Genomic DNA, 24,324 nt, shown 5'->3' with positions numbered 1-24,324 from the left:
GGGTGAGGTTCTCCCCGGACGGCTTCGTCACCGTCACGCACTCGTCCGGCCAGCTCGGCGTGCGCGACATCGTCTTCGTCGTCTCCGACGGCACCACCGATGCGACCGGCACCTTCGCCCTCGATGCGAAGCCCGCGGGCTCCATGAACCCCGTCGGCACGCCCGACTTCGCGGACACGTTCGCGGGACTGGCCGTGGAACTCGACGTGCTCGACAACGACGTCTCCCCCTCGGGCGAGCCTCTCGCGCTCGTGGGAGCGGAGGCGCTCACGGCCGGTCTCGGCATCACGCCCAACACCGACACCGGGGTGCTCGCCCTCTCCGCCGGCGCACCGGGCACCTACTACGTGAAGTACACGCTGTCGGCGGGGTCGCGCACGAGCGTGGGCCTCGCCCGCATCGATGTGTCCCAGATCCCCGACGAGGTCGGGGCACCCGTCGCGGTCCGCGACACCCTCTACCTGCGCCCGAACGAACCCACGAGCCTCGCCGTGCTCACCAACGACGTCTCGCCGTCCGGCTCCGTCCTCGCTGTGCGGTCCGTCGATGCCACGGAGGATGCGTCCTCCCTCTCGGTGGAACTGCTCGGCCAGTCCGTCGTGCGCGTCACGGCGAACGAGGCCCTCGATCGCCAGCTCCAGTTCTCCTACACGCTCTCCGACGGCACGCACGATGCGACGACGACCGTCACGGTCGTACCCGTGGCCCCCCTGACGAAGCACCAGGCACCGATCCTCGAGGACGACTTCGTGAAGGTGCGCGCGGGCGACATCGCGAGCGTGCCCGTGCTCGACAACGACCTGCACCCCGACAACGCCGTAATGACCGTCGACCAGGACCTCACGAAGGCCGCCGAGAAGGGCCTCTCCTTCGTCACGGGCGACCGCGTCCGCTACCAGGCCCCGTCCGAGCCGGGCGTCTACACCGCGACATACCAGGTGACCGACGAGTTCCAGCAGAAGGCCGTCGCGAACGTCCTGTTCTCCGTCCTCCCCGTGGACGTCGACAACAACCTGGCCCCCACGGCCCCCACGCTCACGGCGCGCGTGTTCGCCGGCGCCGAGGTCGAGGTCAACGTGCCCCTCGACGGCCTCGACGGCGACGGCGACTCCGTGGTCTTCGACGGCATCACCGGCCCGCAGCAGCTCGGTCTCGTCCGGGATGCGACCTCGGACACGTTCGTCTACGAGGCGAACCCCACGCAGTACGGCACTGACAGGTTCCCGTACCGGGTGAAGGACGTCTACGGCGCGACCGCCACGGGCACGATCACGATCGCCGTGATCGAGCGTCCCGCCCAGGACATGTCCCCGATCGCCGTGGACGACCGCATCGAGGTGAGGCCCGGCCGCGTCGTCAGCGTGCCGGTGCTCAGCAACGACTCGGACCCGAACGACTACACGATCGAGCTCGCCGACGAGCTCGGCGACGTGCCCTCGAATGTGACGGCGGAGGTCGACGGTGGGACCGTGGAGATCGAGGCACCGGACGAGGAGACCAACTTCGCGATCCGCTACACGATCTCGAATGGCCACGGTGGCACCGACAACGCCTACATCCAGGTGCGCGTCACCGAGGAGGCGCGCATCCAAGCCCCCGGTGTCGAGGACCACGTGGTCGAGGCGACGGACGTGATCGCGAAACGCACGGTCGACATCGACCTCCGCGACGGTGCGTCGAACCCGGGCGGCCGCGTCCAGGACCTCGTCGCGACGATCGAGGGCCCGAACGCGGGAGCGGTCGAGCTGCTCGAGGACGGCACGGCCCGCGTGACCCTCGGGGAGGCTCGCACCGCGATCACCTACCGCCTCACGAACGACGTGGACGACCTCAGCTCGGCCGCATTCATCGTCGTGCCGCCGTTCTCCGACGGCTTGCCTCCCGTCCTCATCGAGGAGGAGCGCATCGTCGACAAGAACGAGACGAAGACGTGGTCGCTCAGCGAGATCGCCGAGTCCCCCACGGGCAAGGACATCTTCCTGACCGAGGCGTCGAAGGTCACGAGCAACCGCAGCGACGGCACCCCGAACTTCGTCAACGAGCAGACCATCACGTTCACCCCGGCGCCCGACTACCGCGGGCCGGCCTCGGTGACGTTCGAGGTGAGCGACGGCACCGCCCTCGGCGTCTCCCTCCTCACGATGCCGATCACCGTCGGCGACCCCGAGATGAAGGACGAACCCCCGACCTTCACGAACCCGACCCTCTCGATCGAGGCGGACGGGACGCCGTTCCCCATCGACCTCCGCGAGTCCGCCGCGCACCCCAACGCGGACGTGCTCCGCTCCCTCACCTTCGGCGGGCTCGGGCAGGCATCCGGCGGCGTCCAGGCGAGCCTCGCGGGATCGACGCTCACGGCGAGCGCCCCGTTCGGCGTGCAGCCCGGCACCTCCACGTCCATCCCCGTCACGGTCACGTATCGCGACTTCGAGGTGACCGGTCAGATCACCATCACCGTGGTCGCCTCGTCCCGGCCGCGGCCCGCCGCGTACGACGACGCGATGCCCGACGCACGCAAGAACACCACGGTGACCGTGCCCGTCGTCGACAACGACTTCAACCCGTTCCCCGACCAGGCCCTCACCGTGACGGCCGTGGCCGTGGAATCGGGGGAGGCGACGGCCACGATCAGCGGGACGAACGTCGTCATCCGCACCGGGGCGCCGAAGAGCCAGAGCATCAGTGTGCTCTACACGATCCAGGACGCGACGAAGGATCCCTCCCGCACCTCGCAAGGGCGCGCCTCGGTGACCGTGACGGACGTTCCGGACGCGCCGCCCGCCCCGTCCCTCACCGCGAGCGACCGGAACATCGCGGTCGCCGTCGCGCCGACGCCCGCGAACAACGGTTCGGAGGTGATCCGATACACGGTCACGCGCAACGACGGCACCGTGCGCACCGATTGCTCCCCCGGGGTGTCCTGCAGCTTCAGCGGCACCAACGGCACGACGTACAGCTTCACCGTCACCGCGACGAACGGCGTCGGCGAGAGCGCCGCCTCGGCGTCCGCGAGCGAGGTGTCCTACGGGAAGCCCAGCAAGCCGGCGAACGCCCGCATCTCGAAGAACAAGGAATGGGCGGACAGCACGTTCGCGATGAGCTGGACCGCGCCGGACGACACCGGCGGTTCGATCACGGGGTACAACTGGCGCTTCAGCGGCGGCGGCGAGGGCAGCACTTCGGGGGCGACGAGCGCCACGAGCAAGAGCGTCGGGGCCGGGCGGTACTCCTTCGACGTGCAGGCCTGCTCGCCCGCGGGATGCAGCGGCTGGACGACGTCCAACACGGTGGCCGTCGAGAACCAGCCGCCGCCTCCGAAGGAACTGACGCTCACACGCGGCGCCTTCAATCCCGACACATCGACCGGGTACTACTACCACGTCGAGGCGCGCAACTTCACGGATGCGGCCGGTTCCCTCTTCGAAGCGACCTGCTACGGACCGGGACAATCCGGGGAGCCGTGGAGCATCAAGACCGCCGAGACCCCGAATCAGCAGCGGCTCCGCTTCGATGCGAACGGCAACTTCTCCGGCGACCTCCACTGCTTCAACGGCTACAAGGGCCAGCCGAAGTACGTCATCATCAACGGCAAGCAATCCAACAACCAGGACTGGTGACCCCAGGGGGCTACTCCCGAGCGAGGGCGCCATATAGGCCTAGCGCCCTCGGCACCGACGTGGCGCCCTCGCTCGCTCCTGCCGGCCGTCGGCGGGCAGGTCGGCGGGCAGGTCAGCCGGCCGAGGCCTCCCAGCCGTCGTACTCGCCGCCGTCGACCGAGGCCGCGAGCGCCTCGAAGAACGCGCGGCACTCGATGACCGCCTGCGCGGTGACGGCGAGGTCCTGGCGCGATGCCACGATCCCCTCACCTTCGTGCACGCGTCTCACGCTCCAGCCGGCCTCGGCGGCACGCGCCTCCATCGCCGCCGCGCCCTCCGCGGTGGCGCAGTAGAGGTAGTGGACCCAGTCGCGTGGGGCGTCGGGGCCGCCGGGCGTGGTGGCGAGGATGGCGAGCAGCTGGTCGTCATCCGCATTGCCCGTGAGCGGCGCGGCCGGCGCGACCGGCTTCTTCCGGCGGTTGAAGAGTCCCATGCTGCGATCCTATGGCGGGCCCCGCCCCTTCCCGCGAGGGCCCTCCTGCGGCCCGAGGGCGCCACGGAGACATGGCGCCCTCGGCACGGACGTGGCGCCCTCGATTCGATGAGAAGGTGGGCGCGAGTGGGGGCGCGGAGCTAGAGGGCGCGGACGGGTCGCAGAGACAGCGCGTCGAGCACGTCGGTGAGGGTGTGGGGTTCACCGACGTTGCCGGGGACCACGACGTAGAGGACCTCGCGGCCGTCGTGAGCGGTCATGGACCACACGGAGACGCCGGGGAGGACCTGTCCGAGGACTACGGCGGAGGACGCACCGATGCCCGTGTGCGCGACCTGGGCGGACGTGATGCCGCCCTTCGAGACGACGACGTCGACCGCGGGGAGCACGGCGCGCACCGCTGTGGTGAGTGCGCTCATGACACGCTCGCCGTGGTCGAGCGTGCCGTGATCGGTGGACCGGACGCGCTCCGTCGTGACGATGCCGAGGAAGCCACGATCGAACTGCTCGAGGAGGGACTCGGCGGCCCGGCGACCCGCCGCCGCCGGGTCGCCGAGGGCTTCGGAGGTGTCGACGACGGAGGGGGCACCCCAGGCATCGATGACCGGTGCGAGCTGCGCGGTCGCGCCCGCCGTGTGCGAGCCGCAGACGAGCAGCGTCGCTCGGGGCTCCGAGACGAGTGGGGCCGCGAGCAGCCCGCTGCTCGAGACACCCGCGAGGGCCGCGGCGAGCGGGGCGGCGGAGCGCACAACGATCCGCGCACCGGCCTCGATCGCGGCGTCCACCGCGACGGCGATCGCCACGATATCCTCCGCGTTCTCGGCGTCGGGGACGACGACCGAGCCGGCGGCCGCGTTCGCGAGCAGCCCGGCGAGGCCGCCGGAGCGCACCGTCTCGATCGACACCGGCACAGCGGTGCGCTCCGACTTCTCGGCTACGTAGTCCGCGAGCACACCGGAGGAGAACGGGAAGACCGGGTCCTCCGCGTACTCGGTCTCGTGAGCGGGGAACAGCTCCCCGGCGATGCGCACGAGGTGCACACCTCCCACCGTCGTGCGCCCGCCGTCCGGGAACGCCGGGACGAAGAGCATCACGGCTCCGCGCTCGAGGAACACCTCGGTCTCGGCGAAGACGTGCCCGCGGAGGGTCGAGTCGCCGCGCAGGACGAAGCGCACGGGCTCCCCGATCCGGGAGGCGGCCTCCTCACCGTCCGCCTTCACGCGAGAGACGAGGGCGACCGCGGCGGCCTCGTCGAGCGCGCGGCTGTTGGTCTGCACGTACACGCTGTCGGCGCGGGTCAACGCGTCCGTGAGGAGATCCGCGTCGCTGTCGAGGAGGACGGTGACACCCGTCGCCGACTGCGTGCCGGTGGGGTCGTCGTCGAGGACGATGGTCTTCATGATGCCTTCCGGGGCCGAGCAGGGATGAGGATCAGAGCGCGACGGGCGGGGACACCGTCACCCACCCGCCGCACGATTCGTCAGGAGCGGTTGATGAGCGCGTCGATCTCCGCGCGCCGCGCGGGACCCCACGTCTCCTTCGTCAGCAGGGTGCCGATGACACCGAGCAGACCCACTCCCATGTACACGAGGGCGACGCCACCCCAGCCGAGCGGGATCGCGATGGCCGCGGCGATGAGGGGGATGAAGCCCGAGATCGCTGCCGAGAACTGGTAGCCGATCGAGGCGCCCGAGGACCGCGTGTTCGTGTCGAAGAGCTCCGAGAACCACGCACCCTGGGTACCGGCGAGCGCGTCGTGAATGACGGCCATGCCGATGATGTAGACGAGCACGATGAGGAGCGAGTTGCCCGTGTTCACGATCAGGAACATCGGGAACGCGAACGCCATGACGGCGAGCGAACCCACGAGGTAGACGGGCTTACGGCCGACCCGGTCGGAGAGGCGACCGAACATCATCGTCGAGAACACGCCGATCGCCGCGGCGATGATGAGCCCGGTGAGGGCGGTCGAGCGCTCCGCGAGCGGCTCGTCGCCGCTCGTGAGGTAGGAGAGCATGAACGTGACGATCACGTAGAAGCCACCCGACTCGGCGAGACGCAGCGAGATGACCCGCAGGATCGTGCGCCAGTCACGCTTGAAAACCTCCTTGGTGGGGTTCTTCACGACGAGGCCGGCGCTCTTCGTCTCTTCGAACTCCGGCGATTCCGACACCTTCGCTCGGATGATGAGGCCGGCGATGATGAGCACGGCGCTCAGGAGGAACGGCAGACGCCAGGCGAGCTCGCTGTCGAGTGTGCTCGACCAGAGGAACACGAGGTTCGCGAGGAGGAGCCCGAGCGGCACGCCGGCCTGCGGGATCGCGGTGTAGCGGCCGCGCTTCTTCCACGGAGCGTGCTCGAAGGTCATGAGGATGGCTCCGCCCCACTCCGCTCCGAACGCGAGGCCCTGGATGACGCGGATGAGGGTGAGGAGGATCGGGGCGAGGAGGCCGACCTGTGCGTAGGTGGGGAGGACACCGATCGCCACGGTCGAGATCCCCATGATGAGCAGGGCGCCCACGAGCACGGGCTTCCGGCCGATCTTGTCGCCGAGGTAGCCGCCGATGATGCCGCCGATCGGGCGGGCCGCGAAGCCCACACCGAAGGTGGCGAATCCGAGGAGGAGGCCGATGGCGGGATCCTCCGCGTGGAAGAACACCGTGTTGAAGTAGAGGGCTGCGGCCGTGCCGTAGGCGAGGAAGTCGTAGTTCTCGATCGTCGTGCCGACGGCGCTGCCGATGGCGGTGCGCAGCTTGTCCGGCGATCCGTCGCGTGCCCGCGAGGGTGCGGGCGTAGAGGTGGTCGTCATCGTTGGTCCGTATCTCCCTTGATAAGAACGAGAAGCGTCTCGTCCGTGATCGACCGGGAGTCGAACCTCCCGCGTCATCCGGGGGCGTGTGCCCCGTCGATCGCTCCGATTTTGTAGAAGTCACTGATGTGCGAATGCACGGCCGTCGAGGCCGCTGCTCCGTCCTTCCGGACGATGAGCTCGAGGATCTCGCGATGCTCGCGCCTCACGGTGGTGGCGGTGTGCCGCCAGTCCGTCAGTCCCGCGTACATCTCCACCATCTGGCGGTGGATCGCGGTACGGAGGGATCCCATGAAATGGGCGGTGAGGGCGTTCCCGGTGGACTCCGCGATCCTCACGTGGAAGGCGGCGTCCAGGCTGTTGAACTCGGAGGCCTCGATGGACGGATCGTCCATGCGGTCGAGGATCGCAGCGAGTTCGCGGTGGTCGTCGTCAGTCGATCGATAGGCGGCCTCCTCGACGGACCACGTCTCGAGGGCGAGGCGGGTCTCCAGGACGTCGGTCCACGAGAACTGCGCGAGTGCGATCTGGAGTTTGAGCAGATTGACCATTCCAGAGCCGGGTGTCTGGACGAGGACGGCGCCGCCCTCGCCTCCCCGTCGGATCTCTACGACCCCGAGGGCTTCGAGTACGCGGAGTGCTTCCCGGAGGGACGGTCGCGAGACGCCCAGCGAGACCGCGAGTTCGCGCTCGCTCGGCAGGTGGTCCCCCGCCTTCAGCCGTCCGTCGAGGATGCGCTGCTCGATCTGCGCCATCACCTGTTCGTACGTGCGAAGCCGTTGGACGGGCTCCCACCGATCGTTCGCGGTCACCTCGCGTCAACTCCCCGGGTCGCCGGCTCGCCCCGTGGCGGGCTGGTGCGTCCATCGTAGTCTCCATGGTTCGAGGGTCAGACCTTCGTGGTGGCGGTTTTCAGACCGTCGCGAGCGGGCCGGCCGCCTGGTGCTCGGCACGGAACTCCGCCTCGAGCTGACGGCGGATCTGCACCGCGAACTGCGACTCGTCGAGCTGCACGTCGTCCCAGGAGACCGTCTGGTCCTTCGGCACGTCGCGGATGAGCTTGGCGCCGTGGGCGAGGCCGAGCGGCAGGGCGTTGCGGCTGAGCGAGAGGTGCGCGGGGGCGAGCTTGCCGAAGACGGTGTACCCACCCTCACCGTCGAGGGTGTCGCCGGCGCGGAGGTTCTTCTTGGCCGTCGTGACGACGTCGCCGCGGAAGCCCGTGGGCGAACCGGTGGCCTCGTTCCGTAGCACGGCGGCGGCGATCGACACCCCGAGTTCGAGCCCGATCATGTGGTACGGACGGTAGAGCGAGCCGTAGCGTCCGGTCGAGTCGGTGTGCACGCCGTACTCGGCGAAGCACTGCACGGCGTAGTCGGTCGTCGCCTCGAAGGTCACGTAGACGCCCCAGCGGAGGTTGTCCGGCACCTCGGTACCGTCGCGGTACATGCTCGAGGCGATCTCGACGGTGCCACGACGTGTGAGGCTGCCGCCGTCGAAGCGGTTCTCGCGGAACACCGTGGGGAGATCGTCCTTGCTCGCGGCGGGGAAGAGGAGTCCCTCCTCCTGCGGAAGGAGGCCCGTTCCGTTGGCGACGGCGGCCATCTCGATCGCCGACTTCGTGCCGTCGAGGAAGGAGTTGAACATCTTCGGGTTGTAGTCACCGGAGGCGAGCTGCTCCTCGGAGAAGCCGTAGTAGTTCCACACCGTGTCGGGCGTCGAGTAGTTGTACTCGGGGAGGTACTTAGTGCCCTTGCCGGCCGCGACGACGTCGAAGCCGACGGTGCGGCACCAGTCGACGAGCTCGCAGATGAGCGCGGGCTGGTCGCCGTAGGCCATCGCGTAGATGACGCCGGCCGCCTCGGCGCGACGCTGGAGGATCGGACCGACCATGCAGTCCGCCTCGACGTTGACCATGATGACGTGCTTGCCGTGGTCGATCGCCGTGACCGCGTGGTACGTGCCGACGAGCGGGTTGCCGGTGATCTCGAGGATGACCTCGATGGACGGGTGCGTGAGCAGCGCGTCCGAGCTGTCGATGACGGCGGTGCCGCCGGTGCGCACGGCCTCGTCGAGCGAGGAGGCTGCGTAGCGCTCTTCCGGCCAGCCGGTGCGAGCGAGAGCGCCCTTGGCCTTCGTCACGTCGATATCGGCGACGCCGACCACGTGGATGTTCGCGCTGCCGACGGCCTGGGTGAGGAACATCGACGAGAACTTGCCGGCTCCGATGACGCCGACGCGGATGGGTCCGGCCTCGGCTGTGCGCTTCTGCATGAGCGAGAAGAGGTTCACGTTTCTACTCCTTCGTAGGCAGGCCCACCACGGTGCGGGGCGCCGGTCGTCGTTGTTCGGCTGATGGTCAGACCATCGATAGAAGCGACGGTACCCGTTGGTCTGACCATCTGTCAACATTGCCATCGCACGTGCTTAACGTTGACGTCGTCGTTGCCTGTGCTGGCATCGAGGGCGACAGTTCGGTGCCGAGGGCGGTAGTTGTAGATGGCGCCCTCGCTCGGGAGTGGCCCTCTCGGCGGGTTCATCCTCTGGGGTGACGAGGGCGGACGCCGTTCACCCTTCGGAGTGACGTGGGGCGGGGTGCTCTGCTCGTAGCGTGAAGCGAACGCCCGCGAGGGCGCCTCTGAACGGAGCACCCATGGACGTCCCCCCGCGTCTCGTCATCGACGACGGCGCCATCGCCCGCAACGTCGAGCGCATCATCCGCACGACCGGCACCCCGCTCATGGCCGTGCTCAAAGCCGACGCGTTCGGCCACGGACCGCAGGCCGACGTGGTCCTCGGTGCCGGCGCCCGCTCCATCGGCGTCACCACGATCGAGGAGGCGCTCGCCCTCCGCTCCTCCGGGACGGTCGCCCCGATCCTCAGCTGGCTCAATCCCGTCGACGCCGACTGGGCGGGAGCCGTCAGCTCCGACATCGACCTCGCCGTCCCCGGGCTCCCGCACCTCTTCGCCATCGCGGGCGCGGCGATCGCGATCGGCCGCCCCGCGCGCGTCCACCTCCACCTCGACGTGGGGATGTCGCGCGACGGCGCCGCACCCGACGACTGGAAGACGCTCATGCACTTCGCCGCGGAGTGGGAGCGACGCGGCGCGATCCGCGTTGTCGGCGTCATGGCGCACCTCTCCTCCGCGCAGAATCCGGACGACGAGGAGACCACGGTGGAACGGATGCGGTTCGTGAACGGATGCCGCCTGGCGCTGCGGGCGGGACTACGACCGCAGGCGCGCCACCTCGCGGCCACCTCGGCCGCGCTCTCCCGGCCCGATACGCGCTTCGACCTCACGCGCGTCGGTGCCGGCCTCTTCGGTATCGACCCGTCCGGCCGCATGGAGCTCGAGCACGCGATGACCCTCGACGCACCGATCGTGTCGGTCCGTGACGTGCGGGCCGGAACCGGTGTGGGCTACGGCCTGAGCCACCGCACCGACCGGGACACGCGCCTCGCGCTCGTGCCCGTCGGTTACGGCGACGGCGTACCGCGCGCCGCCTCCCACCGCGCGAGTGTGAGCGTGCGCGGAACCCGCCGCCCCGTCGTCGGCGTCATCTCGATGGACCAGCTCGTCGTCGACGTGGGCGACCTCGGCGTGCGGGAGGGCGAACGTGCCGTGGTGTTCGGTCCCGGCACGCACGGCGAGCCGACGGCGCGCGAGTGGGCGGGGTGGGCCGGCACGATCGAACACGAGATCGTGACGGGCATCGGCTCCCGGATCCACCGCGAACATGTGCCGGTCACCCGGCCCGAGGCCGTCGCCGGCCCGACCGCAGTGGTCGGAGCGAACCGATGACGCGCCCAGCCGTGGCCGTGATCGCGGGCGGACGCAATTCCGAGCACGACGTCTCCCTCGCGTCGGCCGCCGGCATCCGGCGCGCCCTCGCCGAGGACCACGACGTGCTCGACGTGAGGATCGGGCGCGACGGCTCGTGGACGATCGGAGGGCAGCGGCGGGTGACGGTCGCGGAAGCCGTCGCCGAGCTCCGGCGGACGGACGTCGCCTTCCCGGCGCTCCACGGCGTCAACGGCGAGGACGGGGCTATCGCCGGTTTCCTCGAGACGATCGGCGTGCCGTACGTGGGATCGGGGGTGATCGCGAGCGCCCTCGCCATGGACAAGCGCGCGACGAAGCTCGTGGCCGCGAGCGTGGGGGTTCGGGTGGCCCGCGACATCTCGGTGGACGACGTCCGGCGTCGCCGCTGCCTCCCCGCGATCGTGAAGCCCGTCACCGGCGGCTCGAGCCACGGGGTGTCGCTCGTGCGCACCCACGCGGAGCTCGGGCGGGCGCTCGCTGCGCTCGGCGCCGTGACGGACGAGAGTGGGGCGTCGAGTGGTGAGGGCGCGGGGGGTGGCGCATCCGCGCGCGCGATCGACGGAGACGGGCTCGCCGGCGTCATGATCGAGGAGGTGATCGTGGGCCGGGAGATCGACGTCGCCGTCCTCGAGGAGGCCGATGGCTCGCTCTCGGTCGCGCCCGCGCTCGAGATCCCACGTAGCCCCGGCGCCGTCTTCGACGTCGAGGCGAAGTACGGCGGCGATCCCGGCTTCGTGGTGCCCGCGCAGCTCGCTCCGGAGCAGCTCGACACCGTGTCGGCTGCGGCGATGGCGATCTTCCGCGCCCTCGGTTGCCGGGGGCTCGCGCGCGTGGACTTCTTCCTCGACGATCGCGGGTTCGTCTTCAACGAGGTGAACACGATGCCGGGCATGACCGAGCACTCGCAGCTGCCGGCCATGGTGCGGGCCGCGGGCATGACCTATACGGACCTCATCCGCTCCCTCGTGGAGGTCGCCCGCCACCGCCGCCCATGACCCCCCGTGGGGTGTCGGAGCGCGGGAGGTCGGGGGCCAGCGCGCAATAGGGTGGGGCGAGACGAACGGGGGCCATCCCATGCTGATGACGCTGACCTTCGAGCCCGATCCCACGACCGATGTCGATGCGAGCGTGCTCGGCTACCTGGTGCACAAGCACCCGGGCCGCGTGCAGTCGTTCCCCGCTCCCGTCGGGGACATCCACGTGTTCTACCCGGAGGTCTCGCGCGAACGGTGCACGATCGCCGTGCTGCTCGAGGTGGACGCCGTGGGGCTCGCGCGCGAGAAGCGCTTCCGCGGTGACGCCCTCGCCCTCTCCCACTACGTCAACGACCGCCCCTACGCGGCGTCGAGCATGTTCGCCGTGGCGCTCGGTGCGGTCTTCCGCACGGCGATGACGGGGCGGAGCGACAGCTACCCCGAGCTCGCCTCGGCTCCCATCCCTCTCCGTATCGAGCTGCCCGTGATCTCGACGCGCGGCGCGGAGGCGGAAGGCCTCGTCCGTCGCCTCTTCGAACCCCTCGGGTGGGCGGTCGAGGAGACGCCGATCCCCCTCGACCCCGAGCACCCCGAGTGGGGAGCCTCGCGCTACAGCAGCCTCGTCTTCAGCGGACGGGTGCTCCTGTCGCACGCCCTCCGTCAGCTCTACGTGCTCCTCCCCGTCCACGACGACGCGAAGCACTACTGGGTCGGCGACGACGAGGTGGCCAAGCTCACGCGGGCCGGCGACGGCTGGCTCGCCGAGCACCCGGAACGCGAGCTCATCACCCGCCGGTACCTCGCCCACCAGTCGTCGCTCGTGTCGCAGGCGGACGGGGCGCCGGATGACGAACGGGCCACGGGCACCGCGACCGCCGATCCGGGGCCGGCGCCCCTCCGCGCGTCGCGCGCCGAGGCCGTGCTGCGCGCGCTCTCCGACGTGCACGCCCATCGCGTGGTGGACATGGGGTGCGGACCGGGAGCGCTCCTCACCCGGCTCGCGAAGGATCGTTCGTTCACCGAGATCGTGGGAACGGACGTCTCCGTCCGCGCGCTCGAGTCGGCCGAGCGGACCCTGAATCTGCGAGCGGCCTCCGACGCCGAGCGCGAGCGCATCCGCCTCCTCCACGGGTCCGTCGTCTACCGCGACGAGCGCGTGAGGGGCTTCGACGCCGTCGTCCTCATGGAGGTCGTCGAGCACGTCGACGAATCGCGACTGCCGGCTCTCGAAGACGCGGTGTTCGCCCACGCCGCCCCGGCGAACGTGGTCGTCACGACCCCGAACGCCGACTACAACGCGCTCTACGCATCCCTGCCCGCCGGCCGCTTCCGCCACGACGATCACCGCTTCGAGTGGACGCGCGGCGAGTTCCGCTCCTGGGCGTCGTCCGTCGCCGAGCGGAACGGGTACGACGTGGAGTTCCGGCCCGTAGGCGCCGAGGACCCGACCCGCGGTTCACCGACGCAGCTCGCCCTCTTCCGACGGAGGTCCTCATGACCGTTCTGCAGATCCCCGACCGCTCCCTCGTGGTGCTCGTGGGGCCGTCCGGTTCCGGGAAGTCCACGTTCGCGGCGCAGCACTTCGGAGAGTTCGAGACACTGTCGAGCGATACCTTCCGCGGAATGGTCTCGAACGACGACAGCGATCAGTCGGCGACGGCCGCCGCATTCGAGGCGCTGCGCTTCGTGGCGGGGAAGCGGCTCGAGGCCGGGCTCCTCACCGTGATCGACGCGACGAGTGTGCAGCCGGAGGCGCGGAAGAGTCTCGTCTCGCTCGCAAAGCAGCACGACCTCCTGCCCGTCGCGATCGTCTTCGACCTCCCCGAGCGGGTCTGCGTCGACCGCAACGCCACGCGTTCGGACCGCGACATCCCCGCACGCGTCGTGCGGCGACAGCTCGACCAGTTGCGGCGCGGGCTCCGCGGGCTCGGGCGGGAGGGCTTCCGCACCGTGCACGTCCTGCGCTCCGAGGACGATGTGGCCGACGCCACGATCCGACGTGAGCCGCTCTTGAACGACCGGAGCGGAGAGACCGGACCGTTCGACGCGATCGGCGACGTGCACGGCTGCCGATCAGAACTCGAGACCCTGCTCGGCGAGCTCGGTTACGTCATCGAGCGCGACAGCGACGGTCGCCCCGTCGACGCGGCTCATCCCGAGGGACGACGCGCGATCTTCCTGGGCGACCTCGTCGACCGCGGACCCGACGTGGTGGGTGTCCTGCGTCTCGCCATGGGGATGGTGGGCTCGGGCAACGCGCTCGCGGTGCCGGGGAACCACGAGTCGAAGCTCGTGCGGGCGCTGCGCGGGGCGAAGGTCACCGTGTCGCACGGACTCGAGGAGACGCTCGCCCAGCTCTCGGCGGAGACGCCGGAGTTCCGTGATGCGGTGGCGGCGTTCTGCTACGACCTCGTGTCGCACCTCGTTCTCGACGGCGGCCGACTCGTCGTCGCGCATGCCGGACTCAAGGAGCAGTACCACGGTCGCGCCTCGGGACGCGTGCGCAACTTCGCGCTGTACGGCGAGACGACGGGAGAGACCGACGAGTTCGGCCTCCCGATCCGCTACCCGTGGGCCGTGGACTACCGCGGCTCGGCGACCGTGCTCTACGGGCACACGCCCGTGCCCTCCGTCGAGTGGGTCAACAACACGGCGTGCCTCGACACGGGCTGCGTGTTCGGCGGCGCGCTGAGCGCGATGCGGTACCCGGAGCGCGAGGTCGTCTCCGTGCCGGCGGAACAGGTCTGGTACGAGCCGGTCCGGCCTCTCGTCCCGGCGGTCGCGGAGCGCTCGGGCGCGCACCTCACGATCGAGGACGTGAGCGGGAAGTTCGTCGTCGAGACGGCCGATCACGGTCGCGTCGGTATCTCCGAGGCACAGTCGGCGGGCGGGCTCGAGGTGATGAGCCGATGGGCGACCGACCCGCGCTGGCTCACCTACCTTCCGCCCACGATGTCTCCGCCCACCACGGCGACGGAGGCTGGCTATCTGGAGCACCCGGCCGAGGCGTTCTCCTCGTATCGCGATCAGGGGGTCGCCGATGTGATCTGCGAGGAGAAGCACATGGGATCCCGCGCCGTGGTGCTCGTGGCTCGGGACCCGTCCCGTTTCGATGCCCCGGAGGGGTGGCGGGGTGTGGTGCACACGCGGACGGGTCGCCCGTTCTTCCCCGCCGAGCAGGAGCGCACGTTCCTCGACGCGCTGCATAGCGCCCTGGACACGTCCGGGCTCTGGACGGAGCTCGGATCGGACTGGGTGGTGCTCGACGGGGAGATCCTGCCGTGGTCGCTCAAGGCCGGCGACCTGATCCGCGACCTGTACGCGTCGGTCGGAACGGCAGCCGTGGCCGCGACGAGCGCGACCGAGGCGGTCCTCGATCGGGCGATCTCGAACGGCGTGGACGTCTCGGCCCTGGCCGGACGGAACCGAACTCGATCCGACGATGCCCGGCTCTTCCGCGATGCGTATCGCCGATACGTCGGGCCGGACTCGGAGGTGCGCTTCGCTCCGTTCCAGGTACTCGCCGCCGAGGGCTCCACGTTCGAGGCGCGGGATCACGGCTGGCACCTGTCGGTAGCCGATCGGCTCGTGGACGCCGCGCCCGGTCTCGTCGCTCCGACCGCGCGGCGACGGGTGGACCTCTCCGACCCGGAATCCGTGCAGCAGGCGGTCGCCTGGTGGACGGAGCTCACGGAGGCGGGTGGCGAGGGAATGGTGGTGAAGCCGTTCGCCAACCTCACTCGCACCTCCAAGAACCTCGCGCAGCCGGGGATCAAGGTGCGCGGCCGCGAGTACCTCCGCATCATCTACGGCCCCGACTACACCGTGCCCGAGAATCTGGCGCGATTGCGAGAGAGGGACACGGGGCGCAAGCGCTCCCTCGCGGTCCGCGAGTACGCACTCGGCCTCGAGGCGCTGCGTCGGCTGGTCGAGCGCGAGCCGCTCTGGCGCCGACACGAAGCCGTCTTCGCGGTACTCGCCCTCGAATCGGACCCCCTGGACCCGCGGCTCTGACCGACCGTCACCGGTCGCGATCGACCGCGGCCCTGATCACCTCGCCGAGCTCGGCGGGTTTGGTGAACTGGGGCCAGTGCCCGGTGGGCAGGTCGGCGTACTCCACGTCGCGGATGCGAGCGAGCTCGGCGACGAACGGGTGGCCCCCGGCGATCCACTCCTGGAGCATCGCGGAGGGGAACTCGCACGCGATCACCGTGGCCGGCACGTCGTAGCGTCGCTCGTCCGACAACCGTTGCGGATCCGATGCCGCGCGCGCGGGATGCGGGACGGCCCGTGCTCGGAATCGGGCGCGGAGCTCGTCCGTGAAGTCGGTGAGGTCGGCGTTCTCGAACATCTCCCACGGTGGCAGCGGCACGTCGTCGCCCTCGGACGGGAGCTCGTCGTTCACGACGCCGTCCTCCCCGAGGGGCCCGCTGTCCACGTAGATCGCGCGCGCGACGCGATCGGGTCTCGCGTCGACGGCGCCGTGGATGACGGCGCCGCCCCCGGAATGGCCGACGAGCGCGACCTTCTCCCCCGATTCCTCCGTCAGACGATCGACGAGCGTGACGACGGCCTCGACGTGGTCGCGCAGGCCGATGCCGCCACGATCGGCATCGACGGATTCGAGACCGGGGAGCGTGAGGGGATGCACGCGATGCCCCGCCGCCTCGAGGGCGGGGGTGACGTCCTCCCAGGAGGACGCGTCGAGCCAGAAACCGGGAACGAGGATGATGTCCATGCCGCGACGCTACTCGCGGCCCCCGACATCGACGAGGGAACTCGGGCGACGTGTGCGAATCGCACGAGTACCCCGTCCTGTGGACGACGCACAGCACGCCCGGCGGGTCGAGGGCTCACCGACGCGCCGGGCTCGGGAGATGATGAGGCGGCGGCCTCATCCCGGCGGCCGACAGGAGGAGGACGATCATGACCAGCGGAATCGTGGCGGCGCTGCGCAGGATCGGCCGGAAGGTCTGGATGCGGGCGGCGCTCTACACCGCGGCCTCCGTGATCTTCGCGCTCGCGGCCGGGGTGATCGCCACGCTGTTCCCCTTCCGCATCGCCGTCGACCTCGGCCAGGACTCCGTCGGCACGATCCTGCAGATCATCGCGAGCTCGATGCTCACCGTCACGACCTTCTCCCTGACGGCCATGGTGACGGCGTACTCATCGGCCACGACGACGGCGACTCCGCGCGCTACCCAGCTGCTCATCGAGGACCGGACGTCGCAGAACGCCCTCTCGACCTTCGTCGGCGGCTTCACGTTCTCCCTCGTCGGCATCATCGCCCTGTCGACCGGGTACTACGGCGAGCAGGGACGGACGATCCTGTTCTTCGGCACCCTCGTGATGATCGCGGTCATCGTCGTGACCCTCCTGCGCTGGATCGCGCACCTCTCGACGTTCGGACGGATGGCGGACGTCATCGACCGCCTCGAGAGCGCCGCGTCGGGCACGCTCACGACCCACGCGGAATCGCCGGCCCTCGGCGGCCGCAGCTACTCGGACCTCCCGCGAGGGCTCACGGAGATCTCCGGTGACGCATCCGGCTACGTGACATTCGTCGACCTCCCGCTCGTCGAACGCGTCGCCGCCCGCTGCGAGGTCGAGCTGTACGTCACGTCGATGCCCGGCGAGACGGTGGATCCGCGCACGCCCCTCGTCGCCGCGACCGGCTCGATCGACGACGAGGCCCGGGAGTCCCTGACACGCGCGTTCCGCATCCAGCCGCACCGCGACTTCGAGCAGGACCCCCGCCTCGGCGTGATCGCGCTCGCCGAGATCGGCAGCCGCGCCCTGTCGCCCGCCACGAACGATCCGGGCACGGCGATCGAGGTGATCGCGGCCCTCCGTCGCGTGTTCGACACGGCCCTCGCCTGCACCCCGGACGAGGAGGTGTCGTTCGAGCACGTGTTCGTGCGCCCGGTGGGGCTCTCCGAACTCGTGACGGACGCCTTCCGGCCGCTCGCGCGCGACGGAGCGGGCATCGTCGAGGTGCAGATCCGCTTGCAGAAATGCCTCGCATCGCTCGCCGCGTGCGATCCGACACGGGCCCCCGTGTTCCGATCGATGGCCGATCACGCCTACGAGAGGGCCCGCGACGCCCTCGACACGTGGGACGTCGCCGACCTCGAGCGCGTGTACCGCGCGAGGAACGCGTGACTGTCGTAGCGTGGATGGAGACCACCGGCGGTGGGGTGACGCGGAACAGCAGAACGAGGGAGCGGATCGGATGATGTCGAGCATGGGGTCGGTCGGATTCATCGTGATCATCCTGTACGCCCTGTTCGTCCTCGCAATCGCGGCCCTCGTGATCCTGGCGATGGTCGCCCTCGTCCTGTCGATCCGCCTGCTGCGGATCCGGATCGCCGCCGAGCAGACGCCTCGTCCCCGGCGGCCCCTCGACGGGATCGACGACCCGCAGCCACCGTTCGACGGTATCGGCGACGGCACGGAGGGCGGCGGACGCTCGTCGTGACACCCCGTGTCGCGCGAGCCCTCCGGATCGCGGTCGTCGCGGGCGCGACCGCCGTCCTCGGCGGGATCCTCTGGAGCGAGCGGGTGACGTGGCGTGCTTCTCTCGACGCGATCCCGCCCGCGGGTCTCGACCCGCGGGCGCGGCCGGGCGACGTGGTCCTCGTACTCGGCTTCCGCTCGAGCGCTCACGGCCGCGTCAACCTCATCCAACGGTGGCGGGTCCGCATTGCGGCGCGCACGGCCGATCCGGAAACGGCGACGTTCGTCTTCTCCGGAGGAGCGACGCGCGGAGCGCTCTCCGAGGCCGCCCTCATGGCGCGCTTCGCCGTCGAGAGGGCCGGCATCCCCGAGCGGAACGTCGTGCTCGAGGAGGAGTCCCGCACGACGTGGGAGAACATCGCCTTCTCGCTGCCGTTCCTGCGCGATGCGGGCAGCATCGCGGTGGCCTCCAACACGTTCCACGCCCGCCGAGCGCGCCGCTACCTCGCGACCCAGGCGCCGGAACTCGCCGCACGGCTCCGTCGCGGCGCCGACTACCGTTTCGGCGAGTTCCTCCTCGTGAAGCCGTACCTCGCGATCTACGAGTGGCGACGATCGCGGTTGCGCCCCGGGGGCTGACGGCCGGGCCGAGCGGTCAGCGCAGCGACCCGAGGATCGACGGGAAGTGGTCGGCCAGCTCTCGCGCGAGGAACCCGATGGGAGCCGAATCGGCGAGTCGGTCGCCCGCGGCGGCGTGCACGTAGGTGCCCCAGACGGCGGCGCGCGTCGCGCCGACACCGCGGGCGGCCATGCCCGCGATGGCGCCGGCCAAGGCGTCGCCGCTGCCGGACGTTCCGAGACCCGGGTTCCCGGCATGGACGCTCCACGCGTCGCCGCCGGGGCCGACGATGAGGTTCTGCGTCGCGACGACGGCACGGAGTCGCGCGGCGACCGCGCGAGCCGCCCTCAGCACGGCCTTCGTATCCGAACCGCGCAGCTCGTCGACCCCGGCGAGCAGCGCGAGTTCCGTGGGGTTCGGGGTGAGGATGAGCCGGCCCGCGAGCGCGTCCACTCGCGCCGGATCGTCGCGCACGGCGGGCAGGGCGAAGGCGTCGAGCACGACGATCGTGTCGGCACCCATACCGTCGACGACGCCGTCGAGGAGCTCCGCCGCCGCATCGACGTCGTCGAGTCCGGGACCGAACAGCACGGCGTCGCTCTTCTCGAGGTCGGAGGCGAGGGCACCGGCGGCATCCCCGCGGACGCCGCCCGTCTCGGTCTCACCGAGGGGCACGATTCCGCACTCCGGGATCGCGATCGCGAGTCCGTCGGCGACCGAGCCGGCGGCCGCGAGGGTGAGGCGGCCGGCCCCCACTCGAAGCGCCGCGACGCCCGCGAGTGCGACGGCCCCGGGACTGCGCCGAGCACCGCCGACGATGAGCACGACGCCCCGGTCGTACTTGGACTCGCCCGGTTCGGGCTGGCCCCAGCGGCGGAGGAGCCGGGGAGTGACGCGATCAGCGCGCGCGGACATCGTCGCCTCCCGCGTGCGTCGTGGTCTCCACGCCGGACTGCTCGAGGTGCGTCACATCACCGACGAGCGTCGCGCGCCAGGGCGCGTCCCCCGCGTGATCCCGTTCGAGCACGGTGACGGAGGTATTACGAACCGGCGCACGGAGCGCGGCCTCGAGCACGGTGACCTCGTCCCACCCCTCCAGCACGTAGCGGATGAGGTAGATGATCGCCTCGTGCACGAAGAGGACTCCGTGGGTCGCGGGGGAGGTCGTCGCATCCGCGAGGAAGGAACGCAGTCGCAAGGCGACGTCGACCCACGATTCTCCTCCCGGTGGCCGGTAGTAGAACTTGCCGAGATGGGCCTTTCGCGCGGCCTCGTCAGGGTACAGCGCGGCGACGCCGGCTCCCGTGAGGCGGTCGAGGATGCCGAGTTCGCGGTCCCGGAGCCGCTCATCGACGACGAGCGGTGTGCCGAGGCCGGCGGCGGCGATCGCGAGGTCCCCTGTGTGACGCGCCCGCAGATAGGGGGAGCTCCAGACCGTCGCCGATGCGTCGAGCCCGAGACCTCGGAGCGCGGTACCGACGGCGCTCCCCTGCTCCACACCGGTGGGCGAGAGCGGGGTATCCGCATCGCGCGTGGGGATGTCGACGACGTGCGCGCCCGTGCTCTCGGCGAAGGACGCCGCCTCGTTGCCGAGCGACTCACCGTGACGGACGAGGACCAATCGTTGCAGTGACATGGCTCGAGCGTAGGAGCGACCTCCGACGCCCGCACCGGGTTGACCACCGGAGCCCGGCGACTCAGCGAGCGTCGCGGTAGCGCCACATGGTGAGGGTGCCGAAGACGGCGATGAGGGCCGCGGACCACACGATCGTGAGCGGCAGGCTCGCTCCCGGATCGATTCCGCCCATGACCGCGCGCACGCTCGTGACGAGGTGCGAGACGGGGTTCACCTCCACGAACGCCTGCAGCCAGCCGGGCATCGTCGACGGGTCGACGAAGATGTTGCTGCCGAACGTCAGCGGCGTGATCACGAGCATGCTCACGCCCATGACGCTTCCGGACGTACGCAGGAGGAGGCTGAGGAACGTCCACACCCAGCCGAGGCTGAACGAGAACAGCAGGATGAGGGCGGCCCCCACGAGGAAACCGCCGAAACCGCCGCCCGGCCGCCATCCCAGGACGAGGCCGAGGAGGGCCGTGACGGTGAGGGAGATCGTGAAGCGCACCGCGTCGCCGAGCAGCATGCCGACGAGGGCCGACGGCCGCCAGATCGGCAGGGAACGGAATCGGTCGAAGACGCCCTTCTCGAGGTCGGTCCGCAGCGTCGTCCCGGTGTACATCGTGATCATGATCACGCCCTGCACCATGATGCCGGGCAGGAGGAACTGGATGTAGTCCTCCGTGCTGCCGGCGAGGGCGCCGCCGAACAGGAACGTGAAGAGCAGCGTGAACATCACGGGGAAGACCGTCACGTCGAAGAGCTGCTCCGGCACGTGCTTGATCTTAAGGAGCGCGCGCCAGCCGAAGGTGAGCGATGTGGAGAGCGGGCCGGGCGGGGTGGGGCGCTCGCTGCTCGCGAGGGCCTGCAGGATCTTCGCGGAACCGTCGGGAGCCGCCCCGGCGCCCTCGGTGCGCGTGGAGTCGAGAGTCATGCTGCGTCCACCTCCGTCTCGGTCGTCTCCTCGGCCGGATGGCCGGTGAGGGAGAGGAAAACCTCGTCGAGCGTCGGCTGTCCGAGGGAGAACTGGGCGAGCGGGATGCGCGCGTCGTCGAGCGCGGAGAGGGCGCGCGTGACCCGGCCCTGCTCGTCGACGTTCGCGCTCAGAGCGTTCGGGTCGGCCTCCTCGCGCACGTCCACGGCGAGCTCGCGCTCGAGGATGGCGCGCGCCGCCTCCCGATCGACCCGGTCCATGACGCGCACGTGGAGCGAGCCCGATCCGACGGACGCCTTGAGTTCCGTCGACGTACCCTCCGCGATGACCTTCCCACGATCGATCACGCTGATGCGGTCCGCGAGCTGGTCGGCCTCGTCGAGGTACTGCGTCGTGAGGAGCACCGTCGTGCCGCTCGACACCATCGCCCGGACGATGTCCCACACCTCGTTGCGGCTGCGGGGGTCGAGCCCGGTGGTCGGCTCGTCGAGGAAGAGGAGCTCGGGCGTCACGACGATGCTCGCGGCGATATCGATGCGGCGACGCATGCCACCCGAATACTTCTTCACTTGGCGATCGCCGGCGTCGCCGAGCCCGAAGGCGTCGAGGAGTTCGTCGGCCCGCCGCCGGGCCGCCGCGCCGCGGTGTCCGAACAGACGCCCGATGAGCCGCAGGTTCTCCCGACCGGTGAGATCCTCGTCGACGGACGCGAACTGGCCCGTGAGGCTGACGCGCTGCCGCACCTCGTTCGCCTCGGTCACGACGTCGCGACCGAGCACGCGGGCGGTGCCTCCGTCGGGCCGCGCGAGGGTCGCCAGCACGCGGATGGTCGTGGTCTTCCCGGCGCCGTTGGGCCCGAGGAATCCGTGCACTCCCCCGCGGGGGATGGCGAGGTCGACGCCGTCGACGGCGCGATTCGATCCGAAGACCTTCACGAGGCCGTGGGTCTCGATGGCGAGATCGTTCATGGGGTTCCCCTCCCGGCAGGAGACGACCCGACCGGCCTATTCCTGTTAGGAACATTCCTACCAGGAAGATACGATCGTGTCCATGCCGGGATTACCCCCCAACGCCTACGCCCTCCTCGGCCTCCTCGTCTTCGATTCGAACTCGCCGGACTCGGAGGGCATGACGGGCTACGAGCTCAAGCAGCGCGCCGATTTCACGCTCCGCTATTACTGGGTGTCGCCGGCGATGAGCCAGATCTACTCCGAGCTGCGACGGCTGTCCGCTGAGGGATTCGTGTCCGAGGTGCCCGGCGAGGGCCCGACGCGCTACCGGGCGACACCCGAGGGCGCCGCGTCGTTGCAGACCTGGCTCTTCCAAGGCGAGGTGGGCTTCCCCGTCCTCAAGCACCCCGTCGCGCTGCGCCTCCTCATGGGGCGCCTGTCGACACCGGAGCAGCTCCAGGGCATGCTGGCCCAACACCTCGACGACCTGGCCGATCGTCGAGCCGACCTGCAGGGCGTGCGCGACATGCTCGGCGACGACCACGCGCGCCGCTACGCGGCACTCGTCGCCGACTGGGGCCTCGCCTACTACGACAGCGAGACGCAGATCGTGACGGACCTCCGCTCCCGCCTCGACACGATGGACTGACCCCACGAAAGGGCCACTCCCGAGCGAGGGCGCTCGTGCGGCTCGAGGGCGCCACGTAGAGGTGGCGCCCTCGAGGTGGATGTGTAGCCCTCAGCGGCCTGCCCCGCGTTCCCTCGTCGAGCGAGCCCGCGAATACGACGCATCTTGTTCACCGACAGCGGCACCGATGGGCGAGCCCCGCGCTCCCTGAGCCTGTCGACGGGTACCGACCATCCCTCACCTGGACCCCGTCCCGCCAACGCACCCCCTCGTTCCCTGAGCCTGTCGACGGGTTCCGACCACGTCGGATCGGACGCCGACCTGTCGTCCACAGGCTGTGTCCACCACAGAAACTGACTCCTTTTCCGGATACCGTCTGAATGTCGGTGGTCTCGTGTTCACTGGACGTATGAGCAGACAGGGCGAGGTTCTTCAGGAGCGGATCGGGGACGCGATCGAGCTCCTCACCGACCCCGTCGCCGCGCTTGACCCCGCACGGCTATCCTCCCCGGAGTACATCACAGCGCTGCGAGACATGGAGCGCCTCGGCCGCCTCGTGGACGCCGCCCGTATCGCTCTCGCCGGGGAGGCGGAGAAGCGCACCCAGGGGCCCATCGACACCCTCGGAGCACTCGGCTACGCGTCCGCCGTGGATGCCGTCGCGACCTTGACCTCAGCGGCAGATCGGGATGCGAAGCGACGCATCCGGATCGGAGAGTCGCTGAACACCGGGATGTCCCTCACAGGCGCTGAGACAGGCTCGGTGCATCCGGTAGTCGCCGCGGCGGTGTTCGCGGGGAACCTCAGCATCGATGTGGCGACGATCCTCGTCGACGCACTAAACGGTGTCGGGAACCGCGTGGATGACGCCGTGCTCCTGCAGGCGGAGGAGTCTCTCGTCGAGCTCGCCGCCGGAACGCCTGAGCACCCGCCGCTACGGGCGGACCTGGTCCGCGGCCAGGTGCAATTGTTCCTCGAGACCATCGACCCCGACGGGGCCCGCCCACGGGAAGAGGTCGCCCGGCGAAAGCGGCGGTTCACGATCGGACGCGAGACAAGCGAGGGGCTCATCCCTGTGCACGGGCTCCTCACGTTGGAGGTCGGCGCATCCCTGAAGCGCCTCGTGGATGCTCACGTGCGGAAGGTCTCCTTCACCGACGACCCCGACTCGATGATCGACCACGTCGACGACCGGCTTCCTCAGCAGAAGCGTCATGACACCCTCGCGGACATCCTCAGCGCCGCCGCCCGCGTCAAGGACGCACCACAACTCGCCGGATCGGCCCCCGCGATCTCCGTCACCGTCACGCAGGCGGCGCTCGACGCCGGCGTGGGTGTCGGAGCGATCGACGGCATGGACACCCCGATCTCCGTCCAAGCCATCGAGAAGATGATCGACTCCCGCGGCATGCAACACATCGTCT

20 protein-coding genes are annotated in these 24,324 nt (G+C 70.1%); 10 read left to right on the top strand and 10 right to left on the bottom strand.

Annotated elements, in window-relative coordinates:
• On the top strand, positions 1–3,617 hold a 3,617-nt coding region (locus tag ELQ94_RS17395), incomplete at its 5' end, for an Ig-like domain-containing protein (RefSeq protein WP_166404898.1).
• A gap of 112 nt (positions 3,618–3,729) precedes the next feature.
• Here the strand turns inward: ELQ94_RS17395 and ELQ94_RS17130 are convergent.
• The 5 genes from ELQ94_RS17130 to ELQ94_RS17110 form a co-directional block, all read right to left on the bottom strand.
• Positions 3,730–4,089, bottom strand: a complete 360-nt coding sequence (locus ELQ94_RS17130; RefSeq protein WP_127051597.1) for a ribonuclease E inhibitor RraB — start codon at positions 4,087–4,089, stop codon at positions 3,730–3,732.
• Between the two features lie 140 nt (positions 4,090–4,229).
• Positions 4,230–5,489 carry a four-carbon acid sugar kinase family protein gene (locus ELQ94_RS17125; protein WP_127051596.1) on the bottom strand — a complete coding sequence of 420 codons (1,260 nt, stop codon included), beginning with the start codon at positions 5,487–5,489 and terminating at the stop codon, positions 4,230–4,232.
• 80 nt (positions 5,490–5,569) lie between these two features.
• Positions 5,570–6,898, bottom strand: coding sequence for an MFS transporter (locus ELQ94_RS17120; RefSeq protein WP_127051595.1), 1,329 nt, complete (start codon positions 6,896–6,898; stop codon positions 5,570–5,572).
• A 74-nt stretch (positions 6,899–6,972) separates the two neighbouring features.
• Entirely contained in the window at positions 6,973–7,656 is a 684-nt protein-coding gene (locus tag ELQ94_RS17115; RefSeq protein ID WP_279432502.1) for a FadR/GntR family transcriptional regulator, read from the bottom strand.
• 154 nt (positions 7,657–7,810) lie between these two features.
• Positions 7,811–9,187, bottom strand: coding sequence for an NAD(P)H-dependent oxidoreductase (locus tag ELQ94_RS17110; RefSeq protein ID WP_127051593.1), 1,377 nt, complete (start codon positions 9,185–9,187; stop codon positions 7,811–7,813).
• Between the two features lie 361 nt (positions 9,188–9,548).
• Here ELQ94_RS17110 and alr point away from each other — a divergent pair, with 361 nt between their 5' ends.
• From alr to ELQ94_RS17090, 4 genes are all read left to right on the top strand, one after another.
• Positions 9,549–10,700, top strand: a complete 1,152-nt coding sequence (alr, locus tag ELQ94_RS17105; protein WP_127051592.1) for an alanine racemase — start codon at positions 9,549–9,551, stop codon at positions 10,698–10,700.
• A complete protein-coding gene (locus ELQ94_RS17100; protein ID WP_127051591.1) occupies positions 10,697–11,716 on the top strand; it encodes a D-alanine--D-alanine ligase family protein in 1,020 nt (339 codons plus the stop codon). Before alr ends, ELQ94_RS17100 begins: the two co-directional genes overlap by 4 nt.
• Positions 11,717–11,795: 79 nt before the next feature.
• The gene (locus ELQ94_RS17095; protein WP_127051590.1) at positions 11,796–13,193 is read left to right on the top strand and encodes a 3' terminal RNA ribose 2'-O-methyltransferase Hen1; all 1,398 of its coding nucleotides are present in this window, start codon (positions 11,796–11,798) and stop codon (positions 13,191–13,193) included.
• On the top strand, positions 13,190–15,709 hold the full coding sequence (locus ELQ94_RS17090) for a polynucleotide kinase-phosphatase (RefSeq protein WP_127051589.1): 2,520 nt from the start codon (positions 13,190–13,192) through the stop codon (positions 15,707–15,709). The genes ELQ94_RS17095 and ELQ94_RS17090 overlap by 4 nt, the downstream gene beginning before the upstream one ends.
• A gap of 7 nt (positions 15,710–15,716) precedes the next feature.
• Here ELQ94_RS17090 and ELQ94_RS17085 read toward each other — a convergent pair whose 3' ends face one another.
• A complete protein-coding gene (locus tag ELQ94_RS17085; RefSeq protein ID WP_127051588.1) occupies positions 15,717–16,433 on the bottom strand; it encodes an alpha/beta fold hydrolase in 717 nt (238 codons plus the stop codon).
• A gap of 188 nt (positions 16,434–16,621) precedes the next feature.
• On the opposite strand from ELQ94_RS17085, the gene ELQ94_RS17080 reads away from it, so the two are divergent.
• The 3 genes from ELQ94_RS17080 to ELQ94_RS17070 are packed head-to-tail and all read left to right on the top strand — an operon-like array spanning position 16,622 to position 18,790.
• Positions 16,622–17,857, top strand: coding sequence for a DUF2254 domain-containing protein (locus ELQ94_RS17080; RefSeq protein WP_127051587.1), 1,236 nt, complete (start codon positions 16,622–16,624; stop codon positions 17,855–17,857).
• Positions 17,858–17,867: 10 nt separating this feature from the next.
• A complete protein-coding gene (locus ELQ94_RS17075) occupies positions 17,868–18,173 on the top strand; it encodes a hypothetical protein (RefSeq protein ID WP_127051586.1) in 306 nt (101 codons plus the stop codon).
• A complete protein-coding gene (locus tag ELQ94_RS17070; RefSeq protein WP_208007788.1) occupies positions 18,170–18,790 on the top strand; it encodes a YdcF family protein in 621 nt (206 codons plus the stop codon). Before ELQ94_RS17075 ends, ELQ94_RS17070 begins: the two co-directional genes overlap by 4 nt.
• Before the next feature lie 16 nt (positions 18,791–18,806).
• Here ELQ94_RS17070 and ELQ94_RS17065 read toward each other — a convergent pair whose 3' ends face one another.
• From ELQ94_RS17065 to ELQ94_RS17050, 4 genes are all read right to left on the bottom strand, one after another.
• On the bottom strand, positions 18,807–19,685 hold the full coding sequence (locus tag ELQ94_RS17065) for an NAD(P)H-hydrate dehydratase (protein ID WP_127051585.1): 879 nt from the start codon (positions 19,683–19,685) through the stop codon (positions 18,807–18,809).
• Complete coding sequence (locus ELQ94_RS17060) at positions 19,669–20,406, bottom strand: histidine phosphatase family protein (RefSeq protein WP_127051584.1); 738 nt, start codon at positions 20,404–20,406, stop codon at positions 19,669–19,671. The genes ELQ94_RS17065 and ELQ94_RS17060 overlap by 17 nt, the downstream gene beginning before the upstream one ends.
• 61 nt (positions 20,407–20,467) lie before the next feature.
• Complete coding sequence (locus ELQ94_RS17055) at positions 20,468–21,322, bottom strand: ABC transporter permease (RefSeq protein WP_127051583.1); 855 nt, start codon at positions 21,320–21,322, stop codon at positions 20,468–20,470.
• Positions 21,319–22,290, bottom strand: a complete 972-nt coding sequence (locus ELQ94_RS17050; RefSeq protein ID WP_127051582.1) for an ATP-binding cassette domain-containing protein — start codon at positions 22,288–22,290, stop codon at positions 21,319–21,321. Before ELQ94_RS17050 ends, ELQ94_RS17055 begins: the two co-directional genes overlap by 4 nt.
• An 82-nt stretch (positions 22,291–22,372) precedes the next feature.
• Between ELQ94_RS17050 and ELQ94_RS17045 the strand changes: the two genes are divergently transcribed.
• The gene (locus ELQ94_RS17045) at positions 22,373–22,921 is read left to right on the top strand and encodes a PadR family transcriptional regulator (protein ID WP_127051581.1); all 549 of its coding nucleotides are present in this window, start codon (positions 22,373–22,375) and stop codon (positions 22,919–22,921) included.
• Positions 22,922–23,309: 388 nt separating this feature from the next.
• A partial coding sequence (locus ELQ94_RS17040; RefSeq protein ID WP_127051580.1) for a DUF222 domain-containing protein occupies positions 23,310–24,324 on the top strand: 1,015 nt, incomplete at its 3' end.

The organism is Labedella endophytica (assembly GCF_003990045.1).
Classification (GTDB): domain Bacteria; phylum Actinomycetota; class Actinomycetes; order Actinomycetales; family Microbacteriaceae; genus Labedella; species Labedella endophytica.
Note: the sequence above shows the minus strand (reverse complement) of the source record. Positions and strands in the feature narration are given on the sequence as shown.